Raw genomic sequence first — 17,076 nt, forward strand, 5'->3', positions numbered from 1 at the left:
TAATTAATTCAACTGGTGGCGATAGTCGCTCGGCGTGCGGTCAAACTCGCGGCGAAACACGCGGGAAAAGGTTTGTTGCGACACATAGCCAAGATCCATCGCGATATCAAAAATGGGCCGCTGCGTTGAGCGTAGCGCCTGCGCTGCCAGCAGCAGTCTGCGCTGGCGAATGTACTCACCCAGCGTCTGATGCATGACCGTGCGGAACATTCTCTGTAAATACCATTTCGAATAGCCCGACTTTTTAGCGACCACATCAATGTTCAACGGTTGGTCGATATGATCATCAATCCATTCAATAAGCGTCTGAATAATCTGCTGATGCGACATAAGGTTGCCCCTCTGTAGATACAACTATCTCGGTTAATTCGTCGTTTTCTCTGCGGGGGAGTATAATTCCTCAAGTTAACTTGAGGTAAAGAGGTTTTATGGAAAAGAGATTGCCGCGAATTAAAGCGCTTTTAACCCCCGGTGAAGTGGCAAAGCGAAGCGGCGTTGCGGTATCGGCGCTCCACTTCTATGAAAGCAAAGGGTTAATTAAGAGTATCCGTAACGGGGGCAATCAGCGTCGCTATACCCGCGACGTGCTCCGCTACGTGGCGATTATCAAAATTGCGCAACGAATCGGAATTCCCCTGGCCACGATCGGCGAAGCATTTGGTGTGCTGCCGGAAGGTCACACGCTTAGCCCGAAAGAGTGGAAAGAGCTGTCATCCCAGTGGCGTGAAGAGCTGGACAGGCGTATCCATACGCTGGTCGCCCTGCGTGACGAACTGGATGGTTGTATCGGCTGTGGCTGCCTGTCGCGTAGCGATTGTCCGTTGCGTAACCCCGGCGACAGGCTGGGCGAACAGGGGACGGGGGCACGGTTGCTGGAAGAGGATTGAGCGTGCGTGTAGCCCATTCGCCGGGTGGCGCTTCGCTTACCCGGCCTACCAAACCGTCAAATGTAGGCCGGGTAAGGCGCAGCCGCCACCCGGCAAAAAGCATTATAAAGAACTAAAGCGCCACATAAGGGCGCTTTAGTTTTTCCCGGTCTTTGTCTTTCACTCTATCCCGCTGGTTCACGGGAGGGTTTCCCCCGACGTCAGTACCCCTCGTGTCGAGCTGGTTGGTGAGGTTCCGGATTGTGCTGACACTTTAATTCTATGCAAGACCCGTTTTTTCGCCAGCCGCGCTAGCCCTTTTTTAGCCGAATTTTTTTCGCGGTGTTGTTCAATTTTCTATAGTTAAAAAGTATGAATAACAGGAGAAAACCATGCTCACGGTACACCACCTTAACCAGTCGCGCTCGCACCGCGCGATCTGGGCGCTGGAAGAACTCGACCTGCCTTATGAGATCGTTCACTACCAGCGCGAAAAGAACATGCTGGCGCCGGAGGCTCTCAAAAAGGTGCATCCGTTGGGTAAATCACCGGTCATCGAAGATAACGGACTGATCCTTGCAGAGTCGGGCGCCATTCTGGAGTACCTGCAGGAAACGTACGATCCCGAGTCACGCCTTAAGCCTTTAGATCCGGCGCATAAGGTGCAGTACCGCTTCTGGCTGCATTATGCTGAAGGATCGCTGATGCCGCTGCTGTTAATGAAGCTGGTCTTCAACAGCCTCGGCAAGCCGCCCGTGCCGTTTGGCATCAGAACGCTGGGCAAAGCGCTCGGGCAGGGGGTGCAGAAAGCGTATCTCAACCGCCAACTGGAAACCCATGCGCGCTTTATTGAGTCGCATCTCGCCGGGAACAGCTGGTTTGCCGGGGAAGCGTTCAGCATGGCCGACATTCAGATGAGCTTTCCGATTTTTGCCCTGCTGGCGCGCGGCGGTATCCCTAATTTGCCGCATATTCAGGCATGGAAGACAAAGGTTGAGAACAGCCCTGGCTGGCAAAGAACCCTGGAGCAAGGGGGGCCATTATCTATCCCGGGTGAGGAGTGAAATGTAAACAAATTGCGCATAGACGATAACGTTTGCGCATCCTCTGTTTATTTCTTCAGCGTCATAAGTGAATTTTAGCGAAAAACGATAAAGTTCAGTTGAAAAGGGCGGGGATTACGCTAGATAATCGTTTGCCTTAATTTGACCACCCGTTTGTAAGCGCGGAGCTAAACGTTTGCTTTTTTTGTGACGCCCTTTCGTCACAAACGCAACACAAGGATTTGACGTTCAGCTGGCAGTGGCGTCTCCACCTCGCTTACGGACTTCCTAAAAAACTCTCAGGGGATGTTTTCTATGTCTACGCCATCTGCGCGTACTGGCGGTTCACTTGACGCCATGTTTAAAATTTCGGCTCGCGGCAGCACCGTGCGCCAGGAAATTGTTGCCGGTTTGACAACGTTTCTGGCGATGGTTTATTCCGTCATCGTTGTGCCGGGCATGCTGGGCAAAGCAGGCTTCCCGCCAGCGGCTGTCTTTGTGGCGACCTGCCTTGTGGCCGGTGTGGGCTCCATCGTGATGGGCCTGTGGGCGAACCTGCCGCTGGCAATTGGTTGCGCCATCTCTCTGACCGCTTTTACCGCGTTCAGCCTGGTGCTGGGTCAGCACATCAGCGTACCGGTTGCGCTGGGTGCTGTGTTCCTGATGGGTGTGCTGTTTACCGTGATTTCAGCGACCGGCATCCGTAGCTGGATTTTGCGCAACCTGCCGCAGGGCGTGGCGCACGGTACCGGCATCGGCATCGGCCTGTTCCTGTTGCTGATCGCCGCCAACGGCGTCGGTCTGGTCATCAAGAACCCGCTGGACGGTCTGCCGGTGGCGCTGGGCCATTTCGCCAGCTTCCCGGTGATTATGTCGCTGATCGGTCTGGCGGTGATTATCGGTCTGGAAAAACTGAAAGTCCCGGGCGGCATTCTGCTGACCATTATCGGTGTTTCCGTTGTCGGCCTGATTTTCGATCCGACCGTACACTTCTCCGGTATCTTCGCCATGCCGTCGCTGAGCGATGACAAAGGCAACTCCCTGATTGGCAGCCTGGATATCGTTGGCGCGCTGAACCCGGTGATCCTGCCAAGCGTGCTGGCGCTGGTGATGACCGCCGTGTTTGACGCGACCGGTACCATTCGCGCGGTGGCCGGTCAGGCGAACCTGCTGGATAAAGACGGTCAGATTATCGATGGCGGCAAAGCGCTGACCACTGACTCCCTGAGCAGCGTCTTCTCTGGCCTGGTGGGTGCGGCGCCTGCGGCGGTGTACATCGAGTCCGCAGCGGGTACGGCGGCAGGCGGTAAAACCGGCCTGACGGCGATCACTGTCGGCGTGCTGTTCATGCTGATCCTGTTCCTCTCTCCGCTCTCCTATCTGGTTCCAGCGTATGCGACCGCGCCAGCGCTGATGTACGTTGGCCTGCTGATGCTGAGCAACGTGGCGAAAATCGACTTTGCAGATTTTGTGGACGCCATGTCTGGCCTGATTACCGCGGTCTTCATCGTGCTGACCTGTAACATCGTGACCGGCATTATGATCGGCTTCGCGTCGCTGGTGATTGGTCGTCTGGTCTCCGGTGAATGGCGCAAGCTGAACATCGGCACCGTGATTATCGCCGTTGCGCTGGTGGCGTTCTACGCGGGCGGCTGGGCAATCTAGGTTATCCTTTGATGCGAAAACGGGTGGCTCAGGCCGCCCGTTTTTATTTTCAGGACTCATCCTGTTGCCTTTTGCGTTACTCTGGGGAAGATAGAATAAAAGGCAAGACGCCTTCCGCAGTACATAAGCAACACAGCAAACAGGGAACGCATGGAAATCTTCTTCACAATACTCATCATGACCCTTGTGGTCTCGCTATCCGGGGTGGTTACACGCGTACTACCCTTTCAGGTCCCCCTGCCATTAATGCAAATTGCCATCGGCGCGCTGCTGGCGTGGCCGACATTTGGCCTGCACGTGGAATTTGACCCCGAACTGTTCCTCGTGCTGTTTATCCCGCCCCTGCTGTTTGCCGATGGCTGGAAAACGCCCACGCGCGAATTCCTTGAGCACGGGCGCGAGATCTTCGGCCTGGCGCTGGCGCTGGTGGTGGTCACCGTCGTCGGGATTGGTTTCCTGATCTACTGGGCGGTACCGGGTATTCCATTAATACCGGCTTTTGCGCTGGCCGCCGTGCTGTCGCCAACCGATGCCGTGGCGCTGTCCGGCATTGTGGGTGAAGGTCGAATTCCGAAGAAAATCATGGGGATTTTACAGGGTGAGGCGCTGATGAACGACGCCTCCGGCCTGGTCGCCCTGAAGTTTGCCGTGGCCGTTGCGATGGGCACGATGGTCTTTACCGTCGGCGGCGCAACGCTGGAATTCTTCAAGGTGGCGATTGGCGGTATTCTCGCAGGCTTCGTGGTGAGCTGGCTTTACGGCCGCTCGCTGCGTTTCCTCAGCCGCTGGGGCGGCGATGAACCCGCTACGCAGATCGTACTGCTGTTCCTGCTGCCATTTGCCTCTTATCTGATTGCCGAACATATCGGCGTGTCGGGCATTCTGGCAGCGGTTGCGGCAGGGATGACCATCACCCGTTCCGGCGTAATGCGTCGTGCGCCGCTGGCCATGCGTCTGCGTGCCAACAGCACCTGGGCCATGCTGGAATTTGTCTTTAACGGCATGGTGTTCCTGCTGTTGGGCCTGCAGCTGCCGGGCATTATGGAATCCTCTCTGGTGGCGGCCGAAGCCGACCCGAACGTTGAAGTCTGGATGCTGTTTACCGACATCGTACTGATCTACCTGGCGCTGATGCTGGTGCGTTTCGGCTGGCTGTGGACGATGAAAAACTTCAGCGTACGTTTCCTGAAGAAAAAACCGATGGAGTTCGGATCGTGGACAACGCGTGAACTGCTGATCGCCTCTTTTGCGGGCGTACGCGGGGCGATCACCCTTGCCGGTGTCCTCTCCATTCCGCTGCTGCTGCCCACGGGCGATGTCTTCCCGGCGCGCTACGAGCTGGTCTTCCTGGCGGCGGGGGTGATTCTGTTCTCCCTGTTTGTCGGCGTGATTATGCTGCCGATTTTACTCCAGCATATTGATGCTGGTGATTCGACTCAGCAGCATAAAGAAGAACGTATTGCGCGGGCGGCTACCGCCGAAGTGGCGATTGTCGCCATCCAGAAAATGGAAGAACGTCTGGCCGCAGATGCGGAAGAGAACATCGACAATCAGCTGCTGACGGAAGTCAGTTCCCGCGTGATTGGTAACCTGCGCCGTCGCGCGGACGGGCGTAACGATGTGGAAAGCTCGCTGCAGGAGGAGAACCTGGAGCGTCGGTTCCGCCTGGCAGCGCTGCGCTCCGAGCGTGCCGAGCTGTACCACCTGCGCGCCACGCGCCAGATCAGCAACGAGACGCTGCAAAAGCTGCTGCACGATCTGGACCTGTTGGAAGCGTTGTTGATAGAGAATCAGTAGCGCGCTTTTGCCCGGTGGCGGCTTCGCCTTACCGGGCCTACGTGCTCGATCGGTCCCCTCTCCTTGTGGGAGAGGGTTAGGGTGAGGGCACCCAAAACCCCTCACAGCACTCCAGCCACGCCTGCGCGCTGTGCGACAGGTACACCCCTTCACGCCAGATCATCCCCAGTTGCCAGTGCAGGTCGCTCTCCAGCGGGATCCAGCGCAGCGTGTTTTTATCCAGACGCTCGCAAATCGGCTGCGGCAGAATGGCAATCCCCACGCCTGCCTGCACCATCGCCGCCAGGAAATCCCACTGTCCGCTGCGCACCGCAATGCGCGGCTTGACGTTATGTTGGTTAAACAGCGTCATCAGCTGGCGGCTGAGGGCGAAGTCTTCGTTATAGATCAGCAAAGGGTGCTCGCCGAGCAGTTCAGGTTTCACCGAGTCTCTCTTCAGCCAGTCGCCGGAGCGGGGAACCAGCACGCACAGCGGGTGGCTAAAGAGCGGAAGCGTCGCCAGACCGCTCTCTTCCTCAACGGGGAGGGCGGTCATGGCGACGTCGAGCTCACCGTTGGTGACGGCCTGCTGGACGGTTAACCCACCAAACTCCGAAATCTTCAGCTCAACGCCGGGATAACGCTGGCGAAACAGGCTAATCGGCCCGGCCATCATCATCCCCACCATTGGCGGAATGCCGAGGCGAAGCACCCCTTTCGTCAGATGATTGATATCGTCCAGCTCTGCTTCCAGCTGGCGGAACTCCGCCAGAATCGCCAGCCCGCGTTCGAACACCACGCGTCCGGTGTCGGTCAGCAACAGCTTGCGCCCGTCGCGGATCAGCAGGGTACAGTTCAGTTCATCTTCGAGGTTTTTCAACATCTTGCTGATAGTAGGCTGAGTAACAAACAACTTCTCCGCTGCGCGGGTAAAACTTTGCTGACGAACAACTTCGACAAAATAGCGCAGCGTTCTTATGTCCATGATTATTCCTCGAAACTATACCTTTGATGATTTTAATTCATTTCAGTCCATACCGTGCGCTCACTATACTGGCGCCTCGTCTCATTTTTGAGGAAAACCCCCATGGCCGTGGCGTTAAGCCGTGTTACGCCTGCCGTTGTGCAACGACTCCAGGTCCCGGTTCAGGTACTGCTTTACGCGGGACTGTTTGTTTTCGCCGAATATCTTGTCGGCTGGCTGCATCTGCCGCTGCCTGCCAACCTGGTGGGGATGCTGCTGATGCTGACGCTTATTCTGTGTCGTGTGATCCCCCTTAACTGGGTGCGCGCCGGGGCGCGCTGGCTGCTGGCAGAGATGCTGTTGTTCTTTGTTCCTGCCGTGGTGGCGGTGGTGAACTATGCGCAGCTGCTGATGGTGGACGGCTGGCGAATCTTTGCCGTTATCGCGCTGAGTACGCTGATGGTGCTGGGGGCGACCGCCTGGATGGTGGATAAAGTGTATCGCTTTGAAATCAGCAGGCACAAACATGACTAACTTTCAGGTCAGCGTCTTGTGCCTGATTGCCACGCTGGCGATCTACTTTGCCAACAAGCGGCTGTATCGTCGTTTTCATGCCCTGCCGCTGATGCCGCTGGTCTTCACGCCGATCCTGCTGGTGCTGATGCTGGTCTTCGGCCATATCTCCTGGCAAAACTACATTGGTGAATCCCACTGGCTGCTGTGGCTGCTCGGACCGGCGACCATCGCTTTTGCCGTCCCCGTTTACGACAACCTGGCGATTATCAAACGCCACTGGATGTCGCTCAGCGCAGGCGTGATCACCGCCACGGTGGTAGCGGTGTGCAGCTCCGTCTGGCTGGCCAGACTGTTTACGCTGCCCGATGAAATTCAGCGCAGCCTGGCCGTGCGCTCGGTGACCACGCCGTTTGCGCTGGCGGCTGCTAAACCGCTCGGCGGGCAGCCGGATCTGGTGGCGCTGTTTGTGGTGGTGACGGGCGTCTTTGGGATGGCTGTCGGCGATATGCTCTTTCTGCGGCTTTCTATTCGGGAAGGGATGGCAAAAGGCGCGGGGTTTGGCGCAGCGTCGCACGGTGCGGGGACGGCGCGTTCGTATGAACTGGGGCAGCAGGAGGGCGTTGTCGCGAGCCTGGTGATGATGCTTTCGGGCGTAGTGATGGTACTGATTGCGCCGCTGGTGGCGTGGGTGATGTTTTAAGCTCCCCGGCCAGAATGACCGGGGAGAAAGGTTTAGTGCGCGCGGCCTTGCTCAACGCCAAGACCGGTTTGTGAACGGATAAACTGGGCGCGGAATTTCTCACGCTCCAGGTTACCCTCCGGCGAATTGTCGGTGGCCGAGAAGAACCAGATACCGATAAACGCCACGGCGATAGAGAACAGCGCCGGGTATTCATACGGGAAGATGGCGCTGGCGTGACCGAGGATCTGCACCCAGATGGTCGGGCCCAGAATCATCAGGATCACCGCCGTCAGCAGCCCCAGCCAGCCGCCAATCATTGCGCCACGGGTGGTCAGTTTCGACCAGTACATGGAGAGCAGGATGATCGGGAAGTTACAGCTTGCGGCAATCGAGAAGGCCAGTCCCACCATAAAGGCGATGTTCTGCTTCTCGAACAGAATACCTAACAGAATCGCCACGACGCCCAGCACCAGCACGGTGATTTTCGAGACCTTCAGCTCATCGCGTTCGCTCGCACCTTTGCGGATGACGTTGGCGTAGAGGTCATGCGATACCGCAGACGCGCCGGCCAGCGTCAGACCTGCAACCACCGCAAGAATGGTGGCGAAGGCCACGGCAGAGATAAAGCCGAGGAACAGGTTACCGCCAACCGCGTCCGCCAGGTGCACCGCCGCCATATTGTTACCACCAATCAGCGTACCCGCCGCGTCTTTAAACGCCGGGTTCGCCCCCACCAGCATGATCGCGCCAAAGCCGATGATAAAGGTCAGGATATAGAAGTAACCCATGAAACCGGTGGCGTAGAAGACGCTCTTGCGCGCTTCGCGCGCATCGCTCACGGTAAAGAAGCGCATCAGGATATGCGGCAAACCCGCGGTACCGAACATCAGTCCGAGACCCAGTGAGAGCGCGGATATCGGGTCTTTCACCAGCCCGCCCGGGCTCATGATCGCTTCCCCTTTCGGGTGGACCGCCATCGCTTCGGTAAACAGGTTATTGAAGCTGAAGCCGACGTGCTTCATCACCATAAAGGCCATAAAGCTGGCGCCGAACAGCAGCAGGACGGCTTTGATGATCTGCACCCAGGTCGTCGCCAGCATGCCGCCGAACAGCACGTACATCACCATCAGTACGCCAACCAGCACCACCGCGATGTGGTAGTTCAGGCCGAACAGCAGTTCAATCAACTTACCCGCGCCCACCATCTGCGCAATCAGATACAGCGCCACCACCACCAGCGAGCCGCAGGCGGAGAGGGTGCGAATCGGCCCCTGTTTCAGGCGATACGAGGCCACGTCAGCGAAGGTATAGCGGCCTAGGTTACGCAGGCGCTCGGCAATCAGGAAGAGGATGATCGGCCAGCCGACGAGGAAGCCGAGAGAGTAGATCAGGCCGTCATAGCCGGAGGTGTACACCAGCGCGGAGATCCCGAGGAAGGAGGCGGCGGACATAAAGTCACCCGCAATCGCCAGCCCGTTCTGGAAACCGGTAATGTTGCCGCCTGCGGTGTAGTAATCATTACGGGAGCGCACGCGTTTCGACGCCCAGTAGGTGATGTACAGCGTCAGCAGGACGAAAATCAGGAACATCACAATTGCCTGCCAGTTGGTTGGCTGGCGCTGGACCTCGCCGGTAATGGCATCCGCCGCGTGGGCGGCAAAGGGAAGTGTGGCGGCGAGCGCCGTCAGAACTCGCTTCATGATGCTTTTACCTCTTGCAGTACCGCTTTATTAAGACGATCGAATTCACCGTTCGCGCGCCAGACGTAGACGCCGGTCAGCAAGAATGAAATCACAATCACGCCAATACCAATTGGAATACCGCGCGTCACGCTGGTCCCCTCGTGCAGCGGGGTGCCCAGCCAGTGCGGGGCAAAGGCGATCAGCAGAATAAAGCCGACGTAGATAACCAGCATGATGATGGAAAGTAAGAAGGCAAACCGTTGCCGTTTATCAACGAGCTCCCTGTAGTGCGCACTATTCTCTATCTGCTGACAAATATCGTTATTCATCACAGAGTCTCCAAAGGTAAGGTAGGTTTGTTTTTAGTCCCCTCTCCCACAGGGAGAGGGTTAGGGTGAGGGGAGGAAGGTGCGGTCTGATGCCCTCACCCCGGCCCTCTCCCACGGGGAGAGGGAGAAAAAATTACGAAGGCATTGCGATGGCCTGCTTCTCTTCGAGCAGTTTTTCCACCACGCCAGGATCCGCGAGCGTTGAGGTATCACCGAGGTTGCTGGTGTCTCCCGCCGCGATTTTGCGCAAGATACGGCGCATAATTTTGCCGGAGCGGGTTTTCGGCAGCGAGTCGGTCCAGTGCAGCACGTCCGGCGTCGCCAGCGGGCCAATCTCTTTACGCACCCAGTTGCGCACCTCAGCATAGAGCTCTGGCGACGGTTCTTCACCGTGGTTCAGGGTGACATAGGCGTAAATCGCCTGGCCTTTGATATTGTGCGGAATACCGACAACGGCGGCTTCGGCAATTTTCGGATGCGACACCAGCGCCGATTCAATCTCGGCGGTGCCCAGACGGTGGCCGGAGACGTTCAGCACGTCGTCCACGCGCCCGGTTATCCAGTAATAGCCGTCTTCGTCACGACGCGCGCCATCGCCGCTGAAGTACATGTTTTTAAAGGTCGAGAAGTAGGTTTGCTCGAAGCGATCGTGATCTCCGAACAGGGTACGCGCCTGACCCGGCCAGGAGTCTGTGATCACCAGGTTGCCTTCGGTAGCCCCTTCCAGCGGATTACCTTCGTTATCCACCAGCGCAGGCTGCACGCCGAAGAACGGACGGGTTGCCGAGCCGGCCTTCAACTGCGTAGCGCCCGGCATCGGGGTGATCATAAAGCCGCCGGTTTCGGTCTGCCACCAGGTGTCCATCACCGGGCATTTCTCGTTGCCGATTTTCTTCCAGTACCACTCCCAGGCTTCCGGGTTAATGGGCTCACCCACGGAACCGAGGATGCGCAATGAAGAACGGTCAGTGCCTTCGATGGCTTTATCGCCTTCCGCCATTAATGCGCGGATCGCCGTTGGCGCGGTGTAAAGAATGTTGACCTGGTGTTTGTCGACCACCTGGCACATACGCGCCGGGGTTGGCCAGTTTGGTACGCCCTCAAACATCAGCGTTGTTGCGCCACAGGCCAGTGGGCCGTACAGCAGGTAGCTATGTCCGGTGACCCAACCCACGTCGGCGGTACACCAGTAGATATCGCCCGGATGGTAGTCGAAGACGTATTTGAAGGTGGTAGCCGCATAGACCAGATAGCCGCCGGTGGTGTGCAGCACGCCTTTCGGCTTACCGGTTGAGCCAGAGGTATAAAGAATGAACAGCGGATCTTCTGCGTTCATCTCTTCCGGTTGATGCTGGTCGCTCGCTTTTTCAATCAGGTCGCTCCACCACTGGTCGCGCCCCTCGTTCCAGTCGATTTTGCCGCCGGTACGCTTAAGGACGATGACGTTACTGACCGTTTTGACGTTCGGGTTTTTCAGCGCTTCATCGACGTTTTTCTTCAGTGGGATACCGCGTCCTGCCCGCACGCCTTCATCGGCGGTGATCACCAGTTTTGAACTTGAATCGACAATACGACCCGCAACCGCCTCTGGCGAGAACCCGCCGAATATCACGGAGTGAATTGCGCCGATACGCGCACAGGCCAGCATGGCCACCGCCGCTTCCGGCACCATCGGCATATAGATAGCGACCACATCGCCTTTTTTAATGCCTTTTTCCAGCAGGACGTTGGCGAAGCGGCACACGTCGCGGTGCAGCTCTTTGTAGGTAATGTGTTTACTTTGCGAGGCATCATCGCCTTCCCAGATGATGGCCGTCTCATTCCCGCGCTCGGCAAGGTGACGATCAAGGCAGTTCGCCGCCAGATTCAGGGTGCCATCTTCATACCATTTAATGGAGACATTGCCGGGCGCAAAGGAGGTGTTCTTCACTTTCTGATAAGGCTTGATCCAGTCAAGGATATGACCCTGTTCACCCCAGAAAGTGTCCGGGGCGGTGATAGATTGCTGATACTTCTCGTGGTACTGCTCCGGGTTTATCAGGCAACGGTCCGCAATGTTAGCGGGAATGTCGTGTTTGTGGATTTGGCTCATGGCTTTTTTTCTCCTTGTAAGATGTTAATAATATGTCGCAAAAACGTTAATTGTAGGGGCTTTACAAGCTTTGTTTAGTATTTGGGCTACAGATCACGCATTGTTTGAAGAGTATGAAAAATGAGCGAATGAAACTTTGAAGGAAAATAATTTATGCTGACGATTATTCACATTTATGTTTAAAAAAGAGTTTTTATAACAAAAGGTTATTTATCAGAATTAGAATAAACTCCCGTCAGCGTCGCTTTTGTGAGTGAAACGCATCGTTCTTTAAGGCTTGCGCAACAGGTCGCGCAAATGATACTCATACGCCGCGTTAAAAAATCCCCTAAATCAACGCAACACAATTCATACCCTTTCAGTATGTCTCCATATTCATGCAGTTTGAGTGAATAAGGCGCTTCATTGAGGAAGTCAGTTTCTATGAAAAACGTTAAAGTCAGCCTTGCCTGGCAGATCTTAATCGCCCTTGTGCTGGGCATCTTGCTGGGCAGTTACCTTCACTATCACAGCGACAGCCGCGAATGGCTGATTGCGAACCTGCTCTCACCGGCAGGGGATATCTTTATTCATCTGATCAAGATGATTGTGGTACCGATTGTGATCTCGACGCTGGTGGTCGGTATTGCGGGCGTCGGCGATGCGAAGCAGTTAGGCCGTATTGGTGCGAAAACCATTCTCTATTTCGAAGTGATCACTACTGTTGCGATCGTCCTCGGTATCACTCTGGCGAACGTGTTCCAGCCAGGTTCCGGGATTGATATGTCGCAACTGGCAACGGTGGATATTTCGAAATACCAAAGTACGACCGCTGAAGTGCAGAGCCACGCGCATGGCCTGATGGGCACTATCCTGTCGCTGGTGCCGACCAACATCGTGGCGTCGATGGCGAAAGGCGAGATGCTGCCTATCATCTTCTTCTCGGTGCTGTTTGGCCTGGGACTTTCTTCCCTGCCCGCGTCGCACCGCGAACCGCTGGTGACCGTGTTCCGCTCTATCTCCGAAACCATGTTCAAAGTGACCCACATGGTGATGCGTTACGCGCCGGTAGGGGTGTTTGCGCTTATCGCCGTCACCGTGGCGAACTTCGGTTTTGCTTCCCTGTGGCCGCTGGCGAAGCTGGTGCTCCTGGTGCACTTCGCGATCCTGTTCTTTGCGCTGGTGGTGCTGGGGGTCGTGGCACGTCTGTGCGGGCTGAGCATCTGGATCCTGATTCGTATCCTGAAAGATGAATTGATTCTGGCGTACTCCACGGCAAGTTCTGAGAGCGTGCTGCCGCGTATCATTGAAAAGATGGAAGCCTACGGTGCGCCTGCCTCGATTACCAGCTTCGTGGTACCGACCGGCTACTCCTTTAACCTGGATGGTTCAACGCTGTACCAGAGTATCGCCGCTATCTTTATTGCGCAGCTGTACGGCATTGACCTGTCGCTGTGGCAGGAGATCGTACTGGTACTGACGCTGATGGTGACGTCCAAAGGTATTGCAGGCGTACCGGGTGTCTCCTTCGTGGTGCTGCTGGCTACGCTCGGCAGCGTCGGTATTCCGCTGGAAGGTCTGGCATTTATCGCCGGTGTCGACCGTATCCTCGACATGGCGCGTACGGCGCTGAACGTGGTGGGGAACGCCCTTGCGGTGCTGGTTATCGCCAAGTGGGAACACAAATTCGATCGTAAAAAAGCGCTGGCGTATGAACGCGAGGTGCTGGGTCGTTTTGATAAGACGGCCGATCGGTAACATCCTAAGCCCGGTGGCGCTGCGCTTACCGGGCCTACGGGTTTTGTAGGCCGGGTAAGGCGAAGCCGCCACCCGGCACTTTATTCTCCGCTTAACGCATCAAACTCTTCGCATCCCGTGTCAAACCCTTCAGTGCAGCTCAGGTTCAACCAGTACAGTGCTTTCTGTTTATTTGGCGTGATAAAGCCTTTCTCACCCTGCCTGAACAACATCCCTGCCCAGTACTCGGCGTAGCCCGTACGTGAAAGTGCTGAACTGCGCTTGAACCACGAGGCGGCCTGCACATCGTCCTGGGCCACTTCAACACCGTTGGCATAAATCAGCCCCAGCAGCATTTGCGCATCTACCGCAGAGTCGTTGTCGATATCTTCGGTCGCCGTTTGCAGCAGTTTAATGGCCTGGGGATAGTCGGTTTTACCGGCCTGAGTGTTGACCAGCACGCGTGCCAGCATGATCGCGCCGCGCTTGCTGCCAGCAATGTTTGCCTGTTGTGCCAGGGCTTTGGCCTGTGCGTAATCGCCCTGCGTAAAGTGGATTTGCGACAACAGTGCCATGGCGTCAACATCGCCGCCTTTTGCGGCTTTCTCTGCCCACAGCGCTGCCTGCTTGCTGTCACCGGAACTGAAGTACGTATCAGCAAGATAATACTGGGCGCGGGCATCGCCTGCTTCCGCCTGCTTCTGATACTGGCTGCCTATCTCATCCGCGCGGGCGAACGAGGTTAAAAAGAATAACAACAGAAAAATGGGTTTCATGGATTCTTATCATCTGGATACACGCCGCGCAGTATAATCGCGGTGGCGGAAGAAAAAAATGGGTGCATTAAGACCTCAGCATCCTACAAGCCGGGCGGAACCGTTGTTCCGCCCGAAGAGGTTAGCCTTCGTTGCAGGCTAATTTAGCCGCCACCTCCTGATGTTCACTCTTTATTGAAAACTCGCAGAGCTTGCCGCGAGTAATAAAGGTAAAGATCACTATCGTCAGGCAAATAATAAAGACGATGCCTAACGCAGTTTTTAATGGCGTCATGCCTTTTACTCCTTGTGCAAAAAAGAATAAGAGGCTACTCTCAACCTGTTGGTTGTTGAGGGGTAGCCTCGGGTGAATGAAAATTTCCCGGGGCTTTCCACTTTCTGTCCCTCAACAATGCTCAAGACAGAAAGTCTTAAGCACCCGCCGCACATCTTATCCCTCTGAATTAAAATGCAAAGATGTAATTCTTTTTTCGCACAAATTACATTATTTCTGCGAGCCTCTTTCCAGAATAATAATTGATATTTCTGATGAATTAATCAGAAATAAAAAGGGAGTGAATACTTCACTCCCTTTATTCAATGATGAATTAACGGCTTCACCCCATAGCGCTTTCGCGCAGTCGAGCTTTCAGCTTGTTATATTCGTCGATTACGTACTGTTCTGCCGCGTGCTGATCCGCAATCGGCTCCACGCGAACGGCACAGTATTTATACTCCGGCGTTTTGGTTATCGGGCTTAAGTTTTCCGTCACCAGCTCGTTACAGGCACCAATCCACCACTGGTAGGTCATATAGACCGCCCCTTTGTTCGGACGATCGCTGACCTGCGCACGGGTGATGATCCGCCCTTTGCGCGAATTCACCCACACCAGCGCTTCGTCCTCAATACCGAGGCGCTGCGCGTCGGCGGTGTTGATTTGCGCATAACCCGGTTCGTCCGCCAGCGCCGCCAGCGCGGCACAGTTACCCGTCATCGAACGACAGGAGTAGTGGCCCACTTCACGCACGGTGGAGAGCACCATCGGATACTCATCGGTGAGCTTATCGATCGGCGCGACCCAGTCGCAGGTGAAGAACTGCGCCAGCCCGTTCGGGGTGTCGAACTTCTCTTTGAAGAGGTATGACGTTCCCTGGTCGGCTTCGGACTCATCGCGACACGGCCACTGGATGTACCCCAGCTCACCCATTTTTTCATAGGTAGCGCCGGTGAAGTCCGGGCATAGATTGCGCAACTCGTCCCAGATCTCCTGAGTGTTGTTGTAGTGCATCGGGTAGCCCATGCGGGTGGCGATTTCGCTGATGATCTGCCAGTCCGTTTTCAGATCCCACTTCGGCTCGACCGCCTTAAAGAAGCGCTGGAAGCCGCGGTCCGCCGCCGTGTAGACGCCTTCATGCTCGCCCCAGGAGGTCGACGGTAAGATCACATCCGCTGCCGCCGCGGTTTTGGTCATGAAGATATCCTGAACAATCACCAGCTCCAGATCCTCAAACCCTTTGCGCACCGCAGACAGCTCGGCGTCGGTCTGGAGCGGATCTTCACCCATGATGTAGGCCGCACGCACCTCGCCATGTGCCGCACGGTGCGGTAGCTCGCTGATGCGATACCCGGTATGCTCAGGCAGGCTTTCCACGCCCCAGGCCTTCGCGAACTTGGCGCGGTTTTCCGGGAACTTCACGTACTGGTAGCCCGGGTAGGTGTCCGGCAGCGCGCCCATATCACAGGCACCCTGCACGTTATTCTGACCACGTACCGGGTTCACGCCAACGTGCGCTTTACCTAGGTTGCCGGTCAGCATCGCGAGACTCGTAAGAGAACGTACCGTTTCCACGCCCTGGTAGAACTGGGTCACACCCATGCCCCACAGGATGGCGGCGGTTTTCGCCCCTGCATACATCCGCGCAGCCTGGCGGATCTCCTGCGCGCTGACGCCGGTTATCGTTTCTACCGACTCTGGCGTATAGCCTTCGACAATTTTCCTATACTCTTCAAAACCTTCCGTACGGCTTGCGACAAACGCCTGGTCGTACAGGTTCTCCTCAATAATGACGTGCCCCATTGCGTTTAACAGCGCGATGTTCGAGCCGTTTTTCAACGCGATGTGCATATCGGCAATGCGCGCGGTTTCAATTTTGCGCGGATCGCAGACGATGATTTTCGCCCCATTCTGTTTTGCGCGAATAACATGGTTCGCGACGATAGGGTGAGAATCCGCCGGGTTATAACCAAAGATGAAGACGAGATCGGTATTATCTATCTCGTTGATGGCATTACTCATTGCGCCGTTACCGACCGACTGGTGCAGACCTGCAACCGATGGGCCGTGTCAGACGCGAGCGCAGCAGTCGACGTTATTGGTACCAATAACGGCGCGCGCGAATTTTTGCATCACATAGTTGGTTTCATTCCCCGTCCCGCGTGAAGAGCCGGTGGTCTGAATCGCATCCGGGCCATACTTGGCCTTGATGGCGCTAAGGCGCGCGGCGACGTAATCGAGTGCCTCGTTCCAGCTGACGGCTTCCAGCTTGCCACCGCGCTCGCGGCGGATCATTGGGGTTTTCAGGCGCGGGGTAAGGATTTGGGTATCGTTAATAAAATCCCAGCCGTAGTAACCTTTCAGGCATAGCGTGCCCTGGTTGGTTTTCCCCTGTGCGGCCTCTGCCCGGACGATTTTGCCGTTATCGACCACCAGGTGGATCTTGCAACCTGAGGCACAATAAGGGCAAACCGTGACGACTTTTTTCATCAGTCTGCTCCAGTTAATCGAATCATTCGCACCCACTATGCAGCTTCTATGCCATGTTTTTTATAGGGGGTATACCCTGACTTTACGGCCCATTCGCGGCGAAAACCCTGACAAAAAGCAGCGAATCGTCAAAATTGACGTGTCGACAGGGCAGCGGATGTGACATGGGTTGAATTTCCGTCACTGAAAAAAACATTTGACTGGAGCCGGCGGCAGAATGGTTCA

The 17,076-nt window shown here is 56.0% G+C and carries 15 protein-coding genes; 7 read left to right on the forward strand and 8 right to left on the reverse strand.

The features are described from left to right. Positions 1-3 precede the first annotated feature (3 nt). Positions 4-330: a superoxide response transcriptional regulator SoxS gene (gene soxS, locus FU672_RS17950; RefSeq protein WP_008503387.1), complete on the reverse strand. Its 327-nt coding sequence runs from the start codon at positions 328-330 to the stop codon at positions 4-6. A gap of 98 nt (positions 331-428) precedes the next feature. Between soxS and soxR the strand changes: the two genes are divergently transcribed. The 4 genes from soxR (at position 429) to FU672_RS17970 (ending at position 5,371) form a co-directional block, all read left to right on the forward strand. Further along, positions 429-887: a redox-sensitive transcriptional activator SoxR gene (gene soxR, locus FU672_RS17955; RefSeq protein WP_023331806.1), complete on the forward strand. Its 459-nt coding sequence runs from the start codon at positions 429-431 to the stop codon at positions 885-887. 371 nt (positions 888-1,258) lie between these two features. Then, entirely contained in the window at positions 1,259-1,930 is a 672-nt protein-coding gene (locus FU672_RS17960; RefSeq protein WP_148244258.1) for a glutathione S-transferase family protein, read from the forward strand. A gap of 294 nt (positions 1,931-2,224) precedes the next feature. Beyond that, the gene (ghxP, locus tag FU672_RS17965) at positions 2,225-3,574 is read left to right on the forward strand and encodes a guanine/hypoxanthine transporter GhxP (protein ID WP_063144977.1); all 1,350 of its coding nucleotides are present in this window, start codon (positions 2,225-2,227) and stop codon (positions 3,572-3,574) included. A gap of 150 nt (positions 3,575-3,724) precedes the next feature. Continuing rightward, positions 3,725-5,371: a Na+/H+ antiporter gene (locus FU672_RS17970; RefSeq protein WP_024906728.1), complete on the forward strand. Its 1,647-nt coding sequence runs from the start codon at positions 3,725-3,727 to the stop codon at positions 5,369-5,371. 76 nt (positions 5,372-5,447) lie between these two features. On the opposite strand, the gene FU672_RS17975 is transcribed toward FU672_RS17970, so the two are convergent. Continuing rightward, on the reverse strand, positions 5,448-6,335 hold the full coding sequence (locus FU672_RS17975; protein ID WP_148244259.1) for a LysR family transcriptional regulator: 888 nt from the start codon (positions 6,333-6,335) through the stop codon (positions 5,448-5,450). Between the two features lie 102 nt (positions 6,336-6,437). On the opposite strand from FU672_RS17975, the gene FU672_RS17980 reads away from it, so the two are divergent. Together FU672_RS17980 and FU672_RS17985 are read left to right on the forward strand one after the other, a co-directional pair. Next, on the forward strand, positions 6,438-6,848 hold the full coding sequence (locus FU672_RS17980) for a CidA/LrgA family protein (protein WP_148244260.1): 411 nt from the start codon (positions 6,438-6,440) through the stop codon (positions 6,846-6,848). Then, on the forward strand, positions 6,841-7,530 hold the full coding sequence (locus FU672_RS17985; RefSeq protein ID WP_047653092.1) for an LrgB family protein: 690 nt from the start codon (positions 6,841-6,843) through the stop codon (positions 7,528-7,530). Before FU672_RS17980 ends, FU672_RS17985 begins: the two co-directional genes overlap by 8 nt. Before the next feature lie 32 nt (positions 7,531-7,562). Here FU672_RS17985 and actP read toward each other — a convergent pair whose 3' ends face one another. The 3 genes from actP to acs form a co-directional block, all read right to left on the reverse strand. After that, positions 7,563-9,212, reverse strand: a complete 1,650-nt coding sequence (gene actP, locus FU672_RS17990; protein ID WP_148244261.1) for a cation/acetate symporter ActP — start codon at positions 9,210-9,212, stop codon at positions 7,563-7,565. Beyond that, complete coding sequence (locus tag FU672_RS17995; RefSeq protein WP_148244262.1) at positions 9,209-9,523, reverse strand: DUF485 domain-containing protein; 315 nt, start codon at positions 9,521-9,523, stop codon at positions 9,209-9,211. The genes actP and FU672_RS17995 overlap by 4 nt, the downstream gene beginning before the upstream one ends. A 133-nt stretch (positions 9,524-9,656) precedes the next feature. Then, complete coding sequence (acs, locus tag FU672_RS18000) at positions 9,657-11,615, reverse strand: acetate--CoA ligase (RefSeq protein ID WP_148244263.1); 1,959 nt, start codon at positions 11,613-11,615, stop codon at positions 9,657-9,659. 423 nt (positions 11,616-12,038) lie between these two features. Here acs and gltP point away from each other — a divergent pair, with 423 nt between their 5' ends. Continuing rightward, on the forward strand, positions 12,039-13,352 hold the full coding sequence (gene gltP / locus FU672_RS18005) for a glutamate/aspartate:proton symporter GltP (protein ID WP_148244264.1): 1,314 nt from the start codon (positions 12,039-12,041) through the stop codon (positions 13,350-13,352). A gap of 80 nt (positions 13,353-13,432) precedes the next feature. Here gltP and FU672_RS18015 read toward each other — a convergent pair whose 3' ends face one another. The 3 genes from FU672_RS18015 to fdhF all read right to left on the reverse strand — a co-directional run bounded on the left by FU672_RS18015 (position 13,433) and on the right by fdhF (position 16,851). Next, the gene (locus tag FU672_RS18015) at positions 13,433-14,107 is read right to left on the reverse strand and encodes a tetratricopeptide repeat protein (RefSeq protein ID WP_148244265.1); all 675 of its coding nucleotides are present in this window, start codon (positions 14,105-14,107) and stop codon (positions 13,433-13,435) included. A gap of 121 nt (positions 14,108-14,228) precedes the next feature. Then, positions 14,229-14,381: a Hok/Gef family protein gene (locus tag FU672_RS18020; RefSeq protein WP_148244266.1), complete on the reverse strand. Its 153-nt coding sequence runs from the start codon at positions 14,379-14,381 to the stop codon at positions 14,229-14,231. A 322-nt stretch (positions 14,382-14,703) separates the two neighbouring features. Then, a complete protein-coding gene (gene fdhF, locus FU672_RS18025) occupies positions 14,704-16,851 on the reverse strand; it encodes a formate dehydrogenase subunit alpha (RefSeq protein WP_148244267.1) in 2,148 nt (715 codons plus the stop codon). Positions 16,852-17,076: the final 225 nt, after the last annotated feature.

Origin of the sequence: Enterobacter asburiae (assembly GCF_008080435.1) — a bacterium.
In the GTDB taxonomy this organism is placed as follows: Bacteria; Pseudomonadota; Gammaproteobacteria; order Enterobacterales; family Enterobacteriaceae; genus Enterobacter; species Enterobacter asburiae_C.